The sequence below is a fragment of the Janthinobacterium sp. 61 genome (genome assembly GCF_002846335.1).
Taxonomy (GTDB): Bacteria; Pseudomonadota; Gammaproteobacteria; order Burkholderiales; family Burkholderiaceae_D; genus Janthinobacterium.
This window is the reverse complement of the sequence record NZ_PJMQ01000001.1, coordinates 5,486,184-5,500,311: the sequence shown is the minus strand read 5'-3', so window position 1 is coordinate 5,500,311 and position 14,128 is coordinate 5,486,184. Positions and strand designations below refer to the sequence as shown.

Here is a 14,128-nt window from a genome sequence, read left to right as displayed (position 1 = left end):
CGCGTACCCGCCGCCCTCGTGGCGGCCAGCCATAAAAAAAGCCGGGCCCCGTGACGGGCCCGGCCGGTTATCCAGCGTAGTCGATGGCGCCCCAAGGGGCGCCATCATGCGCTTAGAAGGTGTACTTCAAGCCTCCCGAGAAGTAGCGGCCTACGGCGCCAGCAAAATCCAGCGGATTGTAGGAAACCGCACCATAGGTCAGCGGATCGAGCGGAGCACGTTTGTCGAACAAGTTCTGCACCGTACCGAACAACTCCATCTTCTCGTTGATCTTGTAGCGGGCATTCAGGTCAATGCTGGTGAACGAAGCGAGCTCGCAACCTGCCGGCGCATCGTCGCCGTTGGCGTAGTGGAAGGCGCAACCATCCGGATCGTTCTTGAAGTTGGTGTTTTTCAAAGCACCGCGGTAGTTGGCCGCAGCCGAGACACGCAACTTGTTGAGCTCCCAGGTCAGGCCCAGGTTGACACGGTTATCCGGCGTTCCCATGCAGTTACTCACGTCGCAATTGCCGTGTGTACCAGCAAAGTCACGCGAGGAGCCGTCCTTTTCCGTGCGGGTGAACGTGAAGAGGTGCGTCCACTTCGCATCGAAAGTCAGCTTGCCATAACCTGCACCCAGGTCGAAGCCTTGACGGAAGTCCAGGTCGACGCCGCGTACCTTGGTCTGGGCCGAGTTCACATAGTTCGCCAGCACTGCCGTGATGGCACCCGGGTCGCCAGCAATACCGGCCTGCGCGGTCGAAGGATCGCGCGCCACATGGCCGGCGGCAATCGCCGCGTCCGTCTGCTCCTGGTTGATCTCGTTGGTACGCTTGATCTGCCAGAAGTCCACCGTCAGATTTGTCTTAGGCAATGGATCCCACACGAAACCGATATTCGAGCTCTTCGATTTTTCCGGAGACAAAGCAGGGTTCGGCGAGGTAATGATGGCAATAGAACCGGCCGAGCAGGCGCTGGTCACACCCAAGGCGCAGCGCAGCGGATCGCTGGCCGACGAGAAGGCAGCCAGGCCACCCTTGCCGTTTTCCGCCGCGCTAGGTGCACGGAAGCCCTTGGCGAACGAAGCGCGTACGGCAAATTCCTTGACCGGATTCCATTTCAAGCCGACCTTCGGCGTGTAAGCATTGCCGACATCGGAAAAATGGTCGGCGCGGATGGCGCCCGACAGCTCGACGCCTTTCCATACCGGCGCCACCAGCTCCGTATAAGCGGCCGTAACACTGCGGCTGCCTTCGTATGCCGAATACCCCAGGCCGACAATATTGCCCTTGTCCGTGCCCGCCGTTGGTGCCAGTTCGGTCGATTCGTGACGATATTCCGCACCGACGGCGATACCGAGAGCGCCGCCTGGCAAGGCCATCAGCTCGCGCGACGCCTTGAAGTCGATCTGCGCCATTTTGGTCGTCGCATCGTTGGAGATCTTCGGTGCCAGCGCAGCGTACAAGGCAGCCGAATTCAAGCCTGCATTTTCGCCGATGCGCCAGTAGCTGCCTGCTGGCAATGCTGCATATGCCGGATTGCTCCTCGCGGCGGCCACATTCGCGGCTGTCGGGTTAAGCAGTGCAAACATCACGTCGCGCTGCAGATAGCCGGAGCGGTCGTTGGACACCTTGTTCTGCGAATACAGCAAGGCCGTATCGAAATCCCATCCTGCGGCGCTGCCTTTCAGGCCAGTGACGAAGCGGGTGAACGTCGAATCGATATTGCTGACGCGAGGACCGAGATCGGCCGCCAGGTAGCGGAAGCGCGCGGCTGTCCCAAAATACGGATTGTCAGGATGATTGGCGCCCAAGGCCACGGCCGCATTGCTGACCGGACCGCCCGGGTAGCCAACGCTGCCGCTGATACCGGTCGGCGTCGTTGACGAAGAGGATTGACTGGTGAAATAGTTCGCTTCGGCATAAGCCTGGACGTCCTGACTGAGCTGGAAAGTGCCGCGCAGGAAGACATTGCCCGTTTCCTGGCTAGGCTGCATCTGGCTGTACAGTTGCGGAGCGTCAATCAGGCAACCACCGCCTGGGTCGCCTTGCGGATGGTTGGTGAAGTTGGAGCAGGCCGCGCCTGGAAAGGTCCGCGTGAAACCGACGCCGTTCGGGTTGCCGCGGTTGTAGTAATCAAGCGTCGTCGGATTACGCACGTTGCCGTTGATCGCACTGCCTGCAGCGTTGTTGCCCGTAATGGCACCCGTACCGCCGAGCGCCTGTTGTGCATCAAAACCGTAATTGCGTAAGTCCGAAGCGCCAATATAGCCTCGGTCGGAGCGGTCACGGTTCCAGACGGCATTTTTCTTGCCATATTCGGCACTCATGACCACGTTGTATTTGTCAGCGACGATATCGCCAAAGCCATGCGTCACGGCGAGGCGCACATCGCCACCATCGCTGTAACCCGTCTGTCCATAGCTGACCTTCAGGGTGGTTCCCTGAAAATCACTGCGCAGAATGATATTCACCACGCCAGCGATGGCGTCGGAACCGTAAATTGCCGAAGCCCCATCCTTCAGAATCTCGACGCGCTCTACCGCATCGGCGGGAATGATATTCAGGTCAGAAAAAACCTTTTGGCCGTCGTCCGCCAGGCCGTAAGGCGCGATGCGGCGGCCATTGAGCAGAACCAGCGTGGAAGCGGTGCCCAGGCCGCGCAGGGAAATACCCGATGCGCCGGCGGCAAAGCCATTGCCGAAGCTGGTAGGAACCGACCCTTGGTTGTCGACCGCCAGCGTCTGAAGCAATTCCGCCACCGTCGATTTACCCGATTTTTCGATATCTGCCCGGCTCAGGGTTTGAACTGGAGAAACACCTTCAGCTTGCGCGCGACGAATATTCGAACCGGTGATCTCCACCCGTTGTACAGTAGGAGAGGCAGGTGCGGTCTCTTGTGCGAGTACTGGCTGAGCCAGCACGCCAATGGCAATCCCTGAAAACATCAGGCGCACAGAGCGAGATAATACGGTTTCTTTAAGCATTGTTATATCCTTGAATAAGGCAAATTTTAGAAAACCGTCATCGTGTAGATGAGGGTTAATACATTGCGAATCCAACTATCAGTCTTCGTGTAGCTCAGCCTTCAAAACCACACCCCCACCGAGATGCGCCGAACCAGCTGGGGAGTGTCTTGCGGCACCTTGCCAACTCTGCTACAAATCTACTAATACTTTGTTACAGGCTGATACATTTCATCAAAACATGACGTAAATTCAGTGTCAATAATTGAATTCCCAGTTCATGCATAGAAACAACACTCGCGCCCGTTTTCACAAATATGCCTGCGCATATTTGACGAACAATGCAATTTTGATAAATAGTTTAAGAGGGAAACAATTGTGGCCTGACGAAGCACGCCTGGGTCAGCTGGCCAGCGGTAGCCTGATCTGTATGTGGCAGCCGGGCGTGCGATCGATGGCGCTGACCTGGCCGCCCAGTTGCTGTACGATGGTGTAGACGATGTGCATGCCCAGGCCGGAGCCGCCCTGGCCCCGCTTGGTGGTGAAAAACGGTTCAAACATATGTTCGCGCACGGCCGGCGCCAGGCCCACGCCATCGTCGGAAAACTCCAGCAGCAGCCATCGCGCGGCCGCGTCATCCGCGGCCGCCTCGATGCGCGCGCGTATCGTGATGCGTCCTGGTCCGCCCTGCGGATAGCCGTGACGGGCGCTGTTCATCAGCAGGTTAGAGAGGATTTGCGACAGTTTTCCAGCCGCCAGGCGCACCTGGCAATCGGGCGCGATATCGAGTTCCACGCCCAGCGCCGCCTTGCGCAGTTCCGGGCTGTGCGCCGACACCAGGCCATGCACATAGTCGTGCAGCGCCAGGTCGGCCACGTACTCACTGACCTGGTCCACGGCCAGCTGCTTGAAATTGCCGATCAGGTCGGCGGCGCGCGCCAGGTTGCGCTCGATCAAGGCGGCTGCGCCTTTCAAGGCTTCGGCAATGTCGATCAATTCGGCCCGGCTGACCTTGGCACCGCCCAGCAGCTGCACCAGCTGGTCGGCGTAACTGCCCATGCTCGACGCCGCCGTCAGCGCCACGCCGATGGGCGTGTTGACTTCATGCGACACGCCGGCCACCAGCGAGCCGAGGGCCGCCATCTGTTCCTGCTCGATCAGGTTGGCCTGCGCCGCCAGCAACGATTCGGTGCGCACGCGCACGATTTCTTCCAGCTGCTGGGTGCGCTCCTGGTGCTGCAGCTCGGCCGCGCTGCGGGCCGAGAAGATCGACAGCAGCAGCAAGGCCAGCAAGCGCTTGTTTTCATCGATGGGACGCGTGTCGATGGCCGACAGGATGCCCAGGGTCTTGCCTTCGGTATCGATCAGCGGCATGCCGACATAGCTTTCCGCATGCATGTCGACCAGGAGACTATCGTATGGAAAGCGACGCTGGATATCGCTGCCATGAAAACACATGCTCTGGCAGGTCACGTCCTGGCAAGGCGTGTGCTGCAGGCTGTATTCGATGTTCGGCTGGTAGCCGTCGCCGCCCCACAGGGCCAGGGTGCGGATGCCTTCGCTGCCATCGTCCATGCGCACCAGACGCCCGGCGATCACATAGTGCACGTCGAGCGCTTCGGCCAGGTCCTTGACGAGGATGCGCAGGAAGTCGTCGCCACGGGCGTGCGCCGTCGAGGCTGTGATCGAGCGCAGGGCCGCTTCCGCCAAGGTGCGCCGCTGCTCGGGATCGAACAGGGGTTCTTGCGAATTCACATCAAACAAGGGAATACTCATGTATGCTCCTGCGCAACACTGGAAGCACCAGCAAACCTGCCGGCGTGGCAACCCTCAGCCATGGCCCGCCCGAGCGGACCTGCCGCGATTGTACCCCTGACTATTGTTTAATAATACAGATACACAGGAATTTTTTATAGCCAGCCGGAACGCTTGAACAAGTAATACATATAACCGCAGACACAGCTCATCAGGCCCACGGCCACGGGATAGCCGTATTGCCAATCCAGCTCGGGCATGAACTTGAAGTTCATGCCCCACACGCCGGCAAACGCCGTGAACACGGCGAAGATAGCCGCCCAGGCCGCCAACTGTTTGTTCACTTCGCTTTCATCGATGGCCACCATCGACAAATTCACCTGGATCGCCGTGCTGATGGTGTCGCGGATGGTATCGAGCGTGCCGTTGATGCGCGCCAGGTGGTCGTGCACGTCGCGGAAATACTCCTGGGTATCGTGGCACAGCGGCGGCACGCGCCCGCCGTGCAGCTTGCCCACCGCCTCCATCAGGGGCGCCACCACGTGGCGCAAAACCATGACCTTGCGTTTCAACTGGTACAGCCGTTCGATATTGTCGCGCTCGGTGCCGCGGTCGAAGATGCGGTCCTCGATCAGCTCCAGCTCCGATTCGAGTGCATCGAGCACGGGAAAGTAGCGGTCGACGACGGCGTCCATCAGCGCGTACAGCACGAAGGCCGAGCCCTGGCGCAACAGGTGCGGTTCGCGCTCGGCACGCGCGCGCACGCCGAGGAAACCTTGCGAGCTGTTGCTGCGCGACGAGAGCACATAATTGGCGCCAACGAAAATGTCGACTTCGCCCATGACCAGTTCGTTCTCGACCATTTCCACGGTTTTTACCACGGCAAACAGGGAGTCGCCATATTCCTCGATCTTCGGACGCTGATGGCCCCGCTGCGCATCCTCGACGGCCAGTTCATGCAGGCAAAACTCGTGCTGCATCTGTTTCAGCTCGGCCGGCGTGGCATCGAGCAAGGCCACCCAGACGAAACAGTCGGGGCGCTCGACGTAATCGCTGATATCGTCAATCGGCAAGTCGGCCAGTTTTTTGCCATCCTGGTAGGCCACGCAGTTAATCAGCATACAGTTCCACAATGAAAGTTAAGACCAGACGAAACAGTCCGGCAGGCGCCAGCTTACCTTATCGCCCGCCTTTGTTGTGGGTGTTGTGGCGTGCAAGGGACGCCGAGGGGAAAAGCGGACGGGGGAGTCCCCGTCCGGCCATGCATCAATCGTCCTTGGCGCCGTCTATGCCCAGTTCCGAGATCTTGCGGGTGATGGTGTTGCGGCCTATGCCCAGGCGTACGGCGGCGTCGTTCTTGCGCCCGTGGGTATGCTTGAGCGCCGTCTTGATCAGGGCCGACTCGAATTGCCGCCCCAGCACAGCCATGACTTCCTGCTGCCCCGCGCCCAGCATGCCGGCCGCCTGCAATTCCAGCAAGCCGATCCAGCCCGGCGGCGCGCCATTGGCGGGCGCGGCCGCTTCGAAGACTTGGCCACCATGCGCATGAGCAGCATTCGCTGGCGCCACGTCAGCGGACGCCAGCGGCGCGGCGCCATCGCCCTGCCCTTGCGTCAGTTCCAACGGCAAGTCCTTGATTTCCACCGTCTGCCCCGGTGCCATCACTGTGATCCAGTTGCACAGGTTTTCCAGCTGGCGCACATTGCCGGGCAAATCGAGGCTGCTGAGAAACTGCATCGTCGGTTCGCTCATGCGCTTGGCTTCCACGCCCAGCTGGCGCGCGCTTTGCACCAGGAAGTGGCGCACCAGGATGGGGATATCCTCGCGCCGCTCCCTCAAACTGGGCAAGCGCAGCCGGATCACATTCAGGCGGTGATACAGGTCTTCACGGAACAGGCCGTCGCGCACGCGCTGCTCAAGGTTCTGGTGCGTGGCTGTAATGACGCGCACGTTCGCCTTCATGGGCTGGTGGCCGCCTACGCGATAGAAATGCCCGTCGGACAGCACGCGCAGCAAGCGCGTCTGCAGGTCGAACGGCATGTCGCCGATTTCATCGAGGAACAGGGTGCCGTTCTCGGCCTGCTCGAAGCGGCCCCGGCGCGTCGTCTGGGCGCCCGTAAACGCCCCGCGCTCATGACCGAACAATTCGGATTCCAGCAAATCCTTGGGGATCGCCGCCGTGTTCAGGGCGATGAAGGGCTGCGCCGCACGCGGACTGTGCTTGTGCAGCGCGCGCGCCACGAGTTCCTTGCCGGAACCGGATTCGCCCGTGATGAGCACCGTCACATTCGATTGCGACAGGCGGCCGATGGCGCGGAAGACTTCCTGCATGGCTGGTGCCTGGCCGAGGATTTCCGGCGTTTCCGAGGGGCCCGATTCGACGCTGGTCTCGCGCAGGCTTTCTTCCAGCGCGCGGCGGATCAGCTCGACAGCCTTGTCGATGTCAAACGGCTTGGCCAGGTATTCGAAGGCGCCGCCCTGGAAGGACGCGACGGCCGAATCAAGGTCGGAAAAGGCGGTAATAATGATCACCGGCAAGCCAGGAAAGCGCGACTTGACCGTCTGCAACAATTCCAGGCCGGACGCGCCCGGCATGCGGATATCGGACACGAGCACTTGCGGCGTGTCAAATTCCAGTGCCGCGATGGCGTCGCGCGCATTGGCAAAACTCTTGGTGACGAGATTTTCCCGCGCCAGGGCTTTTTCCAGCACCCAGCGGATTGATTCGTCGTCGTCAACTATCCAGATTGGCTTCATTAGTGTGTGCGTCCCGCAATGGATTTCATGGGTGGGATACCCCCTCGCTTATGGCAAGGGTAGAACGATCCTGAAATCGGTGTATCCAGGCCGGCTTTCGCACTCGATCACGCCCAGGTGCTGTTGCACGAAGGTTTGCGCCAAGGTCAGTCCCAGCCCACTGCCGCCTTCCCTGCCCGACACCAGCGGGTAGAAAATCCGGTCGCGGATCTGGGGTGCGATGCCCGGTCCATTGTCAATGATATGCAAGTCTAATGCCAGGTTGTAGCGGACCTTGGCCAGGGTCACCTGGCGGGCCACGCGCGTCTTGAAAATCAGCTCCGCATCGCCCGCCTCGATGCGCTCGGCCAGGGCTTGCGCCGCGTTGTGCGCGATGTTGAGCACGGTTTGTATCAATTGCTCCTTGTCGCCGCGAAACTCGGGGATCGAGGCGTCGTAATCGCGCGAAATGGTGAGACCACTGGGAAATTCGGCCAGGATCAGGCTGCGCACGCGCTCGCACACTTCGTGGATATTCACGTCGCCCACGATGTGCGGGCGGCGGTGCGGCGCCAGCAAGCGGTCGACCAGGGTTTGCAGGCGGTCCGCTTCCTTGATGATGACTTGCGTGTATTCGCGCAACTCGCTCAGATGCAGGGCCGGCAATTCCAGCTCCAGCAGCTGGGCCGCGCCGCGGATGCCGCCCAGCGGATTCTTGATTTCATGCGCCAGGTTGCGGATCAGCTCCTTGTTGACCTGGCTCTGGTCGAGGATGCGTTCTTCGCGGTCGAGTTTTAACTGCTGCACGTTTTCGCGCAGCTCGATCAGCACGCCGTCGCGCGACGCGTCGAGGGCGCTGACGATGCTGTGCACGCGCAGCGGCTCGCGCCCCAGGCGCTCCAGGCTCAGGTCCTGGCGCAAGTCGGAAAACTGATGTTCGAGCGCCTGCGCACAGATGCCGGCCAGTTCGTCGGGATTCAAGAACAGCGCCGTGAGCTTTTGCCGCGACAGGGCTTTCAACGAGCTTTCCAGCAGGTTTTCCGCCGCCGCGTTGGCATAGCTGATGCGCCCGTCGCCATCGAGCAGGATCACTGCCGAGGCCAGCAAATCAAGGCCGGCCAGGTGGGCGGGACGACTGGAATGGTTGTCTATTGTCATGGTCTCATCATCGGATATTGGCGATCTCGCGTTTCAGGGCCTCGACGTTTTGCTGTGTCCGGCTAATGTTGTCCTTCAACTGCGCCACCCGTTCCTGGTATTTCGCATAGTTACGCTCATTGCCCTGGCGCTCAGCTTGTCCTGCGTTCAATTCCAGGCGCTGGGCCACCAGTTTCTGCTCTTCGCTGCGTAATTCGTCCTGCAGGATCTGGCGCCGGTCCAGGTCGCGCGCGCGCTGCTCGGCGCCATCGACCTTGGGAAACGCGCCGGCGGCAGGCGCCGCCGTGGCCAGCGCCTGCGTGGCGGGCCGGGCAGGCGCACCGGCCAGCGGCGCCGTCTTGCGTGGCGGCTCCGTCATGGCGCCGGGCAAATCGAGCAACTGGCAATGCGCGCCGGCACGCTTGTCCGTGTACGTCTTGTGTCCTTGTGCATCGGCGCACACATACAACTGCCCGTGCGCCTGTGCCGCCGCGCCCAGCAATCCTGCCATCAGCGCCATTCTGTAATGCTTGGTCAATCTTCACTCCTGTCGGCACATGCCGCATCGTTCCTGGGCCGACTATACAACACTGCACTGGCGCCGCCTTGGCGCGCCGCATAAAAAAACGCGGGCAAGACCGATCGCCTCACCCGCGTTTCTTATTCACTACCGGCAAGTTGCCGGCATGGCGCCATTACAGCGAGTAGTACATGTCGAACTCGGCAGGATGCGTGGTCATGCGCATGCGCTGTACGTCCTGCATTTTCAGTTCCAGGTAGGCATCGATCATGGAATCGCTGAACACGCCGCCACGGGTCAGGAACTCGCGGTCCTTGTCCAGGGCTTCCAGTGCTTCTTCCAGCGAAGCGCACACGGTAGGGATCAGTGCGTCTTCTTCTGGCGGCAGATGGTACAGATCTTTCGAGGCGGCTTCGCCCGGATGGATCTTGTTGGCAACGCCGTCCAGGCCAGCCATCAGCAGTGCGGCGAAGCACAGGTACGGGTTCGCCAGTGGATCCGGGAAACGCGCTTCGACGCGGCGGCCTTTTGGATTGGCTACGTGCGGGATACGGATCGAGGCGGAACGGTTTTTCGCCGAGTACGCCAGTTTCACCGGAGCTTCGTAGCCAGGTACCAGACGCTTGTACGAGTTGGTGCCCGGGTTGGTAATTGCGTTCAGTGCCTTGGCGTGCTTGATGATACCGCCGATGTAGTACAGGGCGAAATCGGACAGGCCGGCATAGCCGTCGCCAGCGAACAGGTTTTTGCCATCTTTCCATACGGATTGATGCACGTGCATGCCCGAACCGTTGTCGCCAACGATAGGTTTCGGCATGAAGGTGGCGGTCTTGCCATAGCTGTGCGCCACGTTCCACACCACGTATTTCAGGTTTTGCGTCCAGTCGGCGCGCTCGACCAGGGTCGAGAACTTGGTGCCGATTTCATTCTGACCGGCGCCGGCGACTTCGTGATGATGTACCTCGACCGGGATGCCCAGCGATTCCAGAATCAGGCACATTTCCGAACGCATGTCCTGGAAGCTGTCCACTGGTGGCACCGGGAAGTAGCCGCCCTTGACGGTAGGACGGTGGCCGCTGTTGCCGCCTTCGATGTCCTTGCCAGTCGACCACGAACCTTCGTCCGAACCGATCTTGACGAAGCAGCCCGACATGTCGATCTTCCAGCGCACGCTGTCGAAGATGAAGAATTCTGGCTCAGGGCCAAAGTAGGCGGTGTCGCCCATGCCCGACGATTTCAGGTAGGCTTCGGCGCGTTTCGCGATCGAGCGCGGGTCGCGGTCATAGCCCTTGCCGTCCGACGGTTCGATCACGTCGCACTGCATGAACAGCGTGGTTTCTTCCATGAACGGGTCGATATTGGCCGTGTTTGGATCCGGCAGCAAGATCATGTCGGACGCTTCAATGCCTTTCCAGCCAGCGATCGAAGAACCGTCAAAGGCGTGGCCCGACTCGAATTTGTCCATGTCGAAGTGCGACACGGGAACCGTCACGTGCTGCTCTTTACCACGGGTATCAGCAAAGCGGAAATCAACGAATTTGACTTCGTTTTCTTCTACCATCTTCAAGACTTCTGCGGCTGTCATTGCCATGCGTATCTCCTAAATGAATGTGGGGTGAGCCGACCTTAATGCGTCTGGGCTGATGAAGCGAAGCAAACATTGCGTGCCACCAAAACTCATAAGGATCATAGCAGATTCCATGCCAGCTTCTGGACGGATGTGGTCACCTGGGTCAAAAACCGGTCATCCCAGTGTAAGTTTTCATGCCTGCGATTTTCCCGCGCGTTTGCGTCAAATCAAGAATGCACTATGCAAGTGCAAAAAACGAATAACGCACCATTATCGTGCATTTTTTGGCGATTCCTGAAAAATGCCTTCTTGTGGTGCATGCGCCGTATACCGTGACTTCCCGTTTGCGGGGCGCGGACGGCGCACTATAATCGTTCACACCTTTCCACTTTCATCGAGGACGCCATGACTACCGCCGCCGACATCCTGACCACCGCCCGCAGCCGGGCCAATGAAGGTACGCCATATGCCGGCGCCGTCACGCCGCAGGAAGCGTACGACTTGCTGCAACTCGATGCTGCCGCCAAGCTCATCGATGTGCGCACGAATGCCGAGCGCGACTGGGTCGGCCGGGTCGACCTCGCCGATACCCAGCATGGTGCGGTGCAGTGGGCCACCTACCCGGGTGGCGTGCCGAATCCCGACTTCCTCGCGCAACTGGCAGCCCAGGCTGGCAAGGACGAGGTGCTGCTGTTCCTGTGCCGCTCCGGCGTGCGTTCGCGCCATGCGGCCAAGCTGGCCACCGAACACGGCTATATGAATTGCTTCGACATCCTCGAAGGCTTCGAGGGCGACAAGGATGCGGACGGCCACCGCAAGCAGATCGGTGGCTGGTGCAAGGCGGGACTGCCGTGGCTGGGCGCCTGACACCAGGAACAACTGAACAGCTGTCAATGACGACTACGCGGCGGCCGGATGCAGAGCCAACCGTGGCTTGACGCTTCAGGCCGGCTCGCCCACCTCGGGCGCCGGATGCTCGCCCATCAAGGTCAATATGCGCTTGCGCACGAAATTGATGTGGCTGCGCAAGCCATACAGGCCGTCGGCAAACGACAGGGGAATCGAGATCTGATTGACCATTTCCTCGATCTGGTCCAGCCGCTTCAATTGCGCCGCATACACTTGCGCGCGCTGCTCTTGCGGCACATCTTCCAGCGCCTGCTCCACCGTGCGCAGCTGGCCGTACCAGCGGTACACGCGCGAGCGAATGCGCCACACGTACAGCGGCGGCACCACGCGCGACAGGGGCAGGATCAAGGCACCGAGCGCCACCACCAGCACCCACATGCGGTCAAAGAAATTGGCCAGCCAGAAACTCATGTAGCGCTGCAGCACAGGCGCGCCATCCTTGTAGAATTTCAGCGCCTCGGGCGCCACGGGAATTTCCGTATAGCGCGCAGACGGGAACTGCCCCTGCTGCTGGAACCAGCCCGTGCCCCCATGAATGCGGGCCGCCGCCTGTACGAACAGGTCGACCAGGGCAGGATGCAAGTCTTCGCGCGCGACTAAAGTGGCGGTCGGCGCGATCAGGTGGTAATCCTGTGCGGGGATGTTTTTACCCAGGTCGACGATACCGCGCGGCAAGACGACATGCGTAAGGAAAGGCAGGCGCCGCGTGTACGCTTCCGCTTGCGAAAAATCAAACAGCTTGATACCCGGCGTTTGCAGCAGCATCTGGATCAGCGGCGCTTCCGGCGCCGAGCTGAACACGAGACCATCGATGCGCCCTTCCAGCAGTTCCACCGTGGCGGGCGTGTTCTGCAAGTCGCTCACCGTCAACTCGCTGGCTTCCACACCATTGACGGACAGCAACTGCCGGAACAGGCTGGGCACGCCCGTGCCTTCCGGCCCCAGGTTGATCTTCATGCCCTTCAATTGCGTCAGTTCCGTCACCGCCTTGTCTTCGCGCAGGAACAGCCAGACGGGCTCCGTAAACAAGCTGCCCAAGGATATGAGGCCATGGCGCTCGGCATCGGCGTGTTCCGTCGAGCCGCTTTGCACGAAGGCAATATCGGTCTTGCCGCTATTGAGGCGCTGCAGGTTATCCTGCGAGCCCAGCGATGGCTGCAAGGTCACCTTGATGCCGTGCTTGGCCAGGGTGGCCGTATATTTCTTGCCGAATTCTTCATACGCGCTATTGTCTTGCCCCGTCGACAAGCTCACCTGGCGCGGCGGCGCCGGGTCGACCAGCCAGTAAGCGAGCGCGCAAAACGCGCCCACCAGCAGCAGGGTGGGACCGGCGGTGGCGAGGAAATCGCGCACGGAGAAGCGGCTGAACGCGAGGATTTTGGACATGTGGTGGCGCATAGGTTTCATGGGTGGCTACGATGCCAAGAAAAGCCCAACTATGCAAGGCACTTTCATAGGCGCGGCGTGGCCATTTCGGCTACAGTGGCAGATCGATCACCTGCCCCCCGGAGCCCCGCATGCTGAAAATTCTTGGAAAAGCCGCCTCGATCAACGTCCGCAAAGTCCTGTGGACCTGCGAGGAACTCGACCTGCCGTACGAACGCGAAGACTGGGGCAGCGGCTTTCGCGCGACGGACGAGCCGGCCTTCCTGGCCTTGAATCCGAACGCCATGGTGCCCGTGCTGCTCGACGGCGACCTGGTGCTGTGGGAATCGAACACCATATGCCGCTACCTGTGTGCGCAAGCGGGCCGCGAGGACTTGTTGCCCAGTAATCCCCGCGCCCGCGCGGAAGTGGAAAAATGGATGGATTGGCAAATGGGTGACCTCAACAACAGCTGGCGCTACGCCTTCATGTCGCTGGTGCGCCACAGCCCCGCGCACCAGGATGCGGCGCAGCTGGCGGTGGGTATTGCCGGATGGAACAAGATGATGGCCATCCTTGAGCAGCAGCTGCAGCGCACGGGCGCCTTCGTCTGCGGCGAACAATTCACGCTGGCCGATATCGTGCTGGGCCTGTCCGTCAAGCGCTGGCTGATGGCGCCGATGCAGCGCCCCGACACCCCCGCCATCGCCGCGTATCACGCACGCCTGGCAGATAAAACCGCCGTATTTGCCGGCTAATCGAGTTCCATAGCTTCGACCGTGCCGCCGATGACATAGCAATCGCCATCGCGGCGCACTTCGTCCAGTGTAGCGGGATCATCGTGCGTGTAGGTGCCGTCGACATCGACGCACCAGACATCGCCGAAACGCAGCAACTTCACGCCGCAGCAGATGCGGTTGATGAAGTTGCCTGGCGTCCTGAGCAGCACTTCCCGCACCTCGCCCACTGTGATGGCGACCTGGCGCCAGACATTGCCTTCCAATCCATGATTTCGTGCGTACAACACGATGCGCACGGCTTGCACGCCTTGCGGTCCGTACATTGGCTCGAATGATACGAGTGCGCCATCGTCAAAGCGGTGATATTGCGCAAAGATTTGCTGCGTTCTTTCCATAGCTACTTTCTTCTCAGCAAAAAAAACCGGCCCGCGAGGGCCGGCTCTCAGCTGCAA

General features: G+C 60.6%; 11 protein-coding genes. 2 read left to right on the top strand and 9 right to left on the bottom strand.

Going from position 1 to position 14,128, the window contains the following annotated elements; translation table 11 throughout:
• Positions 1-112 precede the first annotated feature (112 nt).
• The 7 genes from CLU92_RS24990 to glnA form a co-directional block, all read right to left on the bottom strand.
• The gene (locus tag CLU92_RS24990; RefSeq protein WP_101484058.1) at positions 113-2,965 is read right to left on the bottom strand and encodes a TonB-dependent receptor; all 2,853 of its coding nucleotides are present in this window, start codon (positions 2,963-2,965) and stop codon (positions 113-115) included.
• Positions 2,966-3,346: 381 nt separating this feature from the next.
• Positions 3,347-4,720, bottom strand: a complete 1,374-nt coding sequence (locus tag CLU92_RS24985) for a GAF domain-containing sensor histidine kinase (protein ID WP_101484057.1) — start codon at positions 4,718-4,720, stop codon at positions 3,347-3,349.
• 134 nt (positions 4,721-4,854) lie between these two features.
• Positions 4,855-5,820 (bottom strand): magnesium/cobalt transporter CorA, encoded by a 966-nt coding sequence (gene corA / locus CLU92_RS24980; protein WP_101484056.1) that lies wholly within the window; start codon positions 5,818-5,820, stop codon positions 4,855-4,857.
• 145 nt (positions 5,821-5,965) lie between these two features.
• A complete protein-coding gene (ntrC, locus tag CLU92_RS24975) occupies positions 5,966-7,456 on the bottom strand; it encodes a nitrogen regulation protein NR(I) (protein ID WP_101484055.1) in 1,491 nt (496 codons plus the stop codon).
• Positions 7,457-7,504: 48 nt separating this feature from the next.
• Complete coding sequence (glnL, locus tag CLU92_RS24970; RefSeq protein ID WP_101484054.1) at positions 7,505-8,593, bottom strand: nitrogen regulation protein NR(II); 1,089 nt, start codon at positions 8,591-8,593, stop codon at positions 7,505-7,507.
• A gap of 7 nt (positions 8,594-8,600) precedes the next feature.
• Positions 8,601-9,110 (bottom strand): DUF4124 domain-containing protein, encoded by a 510-nt coding sequence (locus CLU92_RS24965; RefSeq protein ID WP_306821375.1) that lies wholly within the window; start codon positions 9,108-9,110, stop codon positions 8,601-8,603.
• 157 nt (positions 9,111-9,267) lie between these two features.
• Positions 9,268-10,683 (bottom strand): type I glutamate--ammonia ligase, encoded by a 1,416-nt coding sequence (gene glnA, locus CLU92_RS24960; RefSeq protein WP_070219258.1) that lies wholly within the window; start codon positions 10,681-10,683, stop codon positions 9,268-9,270.
• 384 nt (positions 10,684-11,067) lie between these two features.
• Here glnA and CLU92_RS24955 point away from each other — a divergent pair, with 384 nt between their 5' ends.
• Positions 11,068-11,529 (top strand): rhodanese-like domain-containing protein, encoded by a 462-nt coding sequence (locus CLU92_RS24955; RefSeq protein WP_101484053.1) that lies wholly within the window; start codon positions 11,068-11,070, stop codon positions 11,527-11,529.
• Between the two features lie 75 nt (positions 11,530-11,604).
• Here the strand turns inward: CLU92_RS24955 and CLU92_RS24950 are convergent, their stop codons facing one another.
• On the bottom strand, positions 11,605-12,957 hold the full coding sequence (locus CLU92_RS24950) for a TAXI family TRAP transporter solute-binding subunit (RefSeq protein WP_101484882.1): 1,353 nt from the start codon (positions 12,955-12,957) through the stop codon (positions 11,605-11,607).
• A 131-nt stretch (positions 12,958-13,088) separates the two neighbouring features.
• Between CLU92_RS24950 and CLU92_RS24945 the strand changes: the two genes are divergently transcribed.
• A complete protein-coding gene (locus CLU92_RS24945) occupies positions 13,089-13,694 on the top strand; it encodes a glutathione S-transferase family protein (RefSeq protein ID WP_101484052.1) in 606 nt (201 codons plus the stop codon).
• Here CLU92_RS24945 and CLU92_RS24940 read toward each other — a convergent pair.
• On the bottom strand, positions 13,691-14,071 hold the full coding sequence (locus tag CLU92_RS24940) for a hypothetical protein (protein WP_101484051.1): 381 nt from the start codon (positions 14,069-14,071) through the stop codon (positions 13,691-13,693). The genes CLU92_RS24945 and CLU92_RS24940 overlap by 4 nt on opposite strands.
• Positions 14,072-14,128: the final 57 nt, after the last annotated feature.

Excerpts from the sequence above, each read along its gene's own strand:
- CLU92_RS24990 (WP_101484058.1), bottom strand. The coding sequence starts at position 2,965 with ATGCTTAAAGAAACCGTATTATCTCGCTCTGTGCGCCTGATGTTTTCA.
- CLU92_RS24985 (WP_101484057.1), bottom strand. The coding sequence starts at position 4,720 with ATGAGTATTCCCTTGTTTGATGTGAATTCGCAAGAACCCCTGTTCGAT.
- corA (WP_101484056.1), bottom strand. The coding sequence starts at position 5,820 with ATGCTGATTAACTGCGTGGCCTACCAGGATGGCAAAAAACTGGCCGAC.
- ntrC (WP_101484055.1), bottom strand. The coding sequence starts at position 7,456 with ATGAAGCCAATCTGGATAGTTGACGACGACGAATCAATCCGCTGGGTG.
- glnL (WP_101484054.1), bottom strand. The coding sequence starts at position 8,593 with ATGACAATAGACAACCATTCCAGTCGTCCCGCCCACCTGGCCGGCCTT.
- glnA (WP_070219258.1), bottom strand. The coding sequence starts at position 10,683 with ATGGCAATGACAGCCGCAGAAGTCTTGAAGATGGTAGAAGAAAACGAA.
- CLU92_RS24955 (WP_101484053.1), top strand. The coding sequence starts at position 11,068 with ATGACTACCGCCGCCGACATCCTGACCACCGCCCGCAGCCGGGCCAAT.
- CLU92_RS24950 (WP_101484882.1), bottom strand. The coding sequence starts at position 12,957 with ATGTCCAAAATCCTCGCGTTCAGCCGCTTCTCCGTGCGCGATTTCCTC.
- CLU92_RS24945 (WP_101484052.1), top strand. The coding sequence starts at position 13,089 with ATGCTGAAAATTCTTGGAAAAGCCGCCTCGATCAACGTCCGCAAAGTC.
- CLU92_RS24940 (WP_101484051.1), bottom strand. The coding sequence starts at position 14,071 with ATGGAAAGAACGCAGCAAATCTTTGCGCAATATCACCGCTTTGACGAT.